The sequence below is a fragment of the Massilia sp. TWP1-3-3 genome (assembly GCF_049897805.1).
GTDB lineage: Bacteria > Pseudomonadota > Gammaproteobacteria > Burkholderiales > Burkholderiaceae_D > Telluria_A.
This window is the reverse complement of the sequence record NZ_JAFCWX010000115.1, coordinates 1-1,096: the sequence shown is the minus strand read 5'-3', so window position 1 is coordinate 1,096 and position 1,096 is coordinate 1. Positions and strand designations below refer to the sequence as shown.

1 protein-coding gene is annotated in these 1,096 nt (G+C 57.5%); it reads left to right on the top strand.

Features of this window, described 5'->3' with window-relative positions; genetic code table 11:
• Positions 1-48 precede the first annotated feature (48 nt).
• A complete protein-coding gene (locus ACP7D4_RS28065) occupies positions 49-1,065 on the top strand; it encodes an IS30 family transposase (RefSeq protein WP_426108014.1) in 1,017 nt (338 codons plus the stop codon).
• Positions 1,066-1,096 lie beyond the last annotated feature (31 nt).

Below are 1,096 nucleotides of genomic sequence, written 5' to 3'. Positions count from 1 at the left end.
GGCGTTCTCAAAGACCAAGTGCAACACCTTCTGCTGTAAGGTGCCGCCATGGCAAAAATCTACAAACATCTGACTACTCAAGAGCGCGCCGTCGTCATGACCATGCGCGCCGACCAATGCTCTACCCGATCCATTGCTAAACGCCTTTGCCGTTCAGCCAGCACAATCAGTCGCGAACTCAAGCGCACGAGCGGCACTGGTGTCTACGACGCTGACCAGGCCCACGTGCAATGCCATGTGCGGCGCCTTCTGCCGCGCCGCCTGCCCAAGATGCACGTTGATGGCGCCTTGTTCCAAGTGGTTCGGCACCAGCTCAAACTTCTCTGGTCGCCGCAGCAAATAGCGCGCAAACTTAAGCTCCTTTGGCCCGACAATTCTGAAAAATCTGTGTCCCACGAGACCATCTACAACGCCATCTATTTGCATCCACGCGGAGAGCTCAAACGCGAGCTGATTGCCTGCCTCCGGCACCATAACCAAGTACGCAAACCGCGCAGCCGAGGCACCGATCGGCGCTACCAGATCCAAGACATGCAGAGCATCCATATCCGCCCTGCAGAGGTCGAGGACCGCCTCATCCCTGGTCACTGGGAGGGTGACCTGATCAAGGGCGCTGGCAACCGCTCCTCGGTCGGCACGCTAGTCGAACGTACGACCGGTTTTGTGGTGCTCGCCAAGATGGATAACGCGACCACCAAGGCCGTCGTCGACAGCTTCTCGGCAGTGCTCAACCGCGAGCCGGCGGCGATGCGCAAGACCATGACTTACGACCAAGGCCGCGAGATGCACGGCCACAAAATCCTCACTGAGCGAACTGGCGTCCAGATCTATTTCGCCGACCCGCACAGCCCTTGGCAGCGCGGCTCTAACGAGAACACCAATGGACTGCTACGCCAGTACATGCCGAAAGGATCTGACTTGTCAATCTACTCCCAAGACGAGCTCGATGCCATCGCCCTGTCGCTTAATACACGTCCGAGGGCGAGGCTAGATTATGAATCGCCGCTCGTCGTTTATACTCAGCACATAGCCTTGCTGCAACATCCGACTGACACTGTTAATTAACCCAGTGTTGCGCTTGGTATTTGAAACCGCC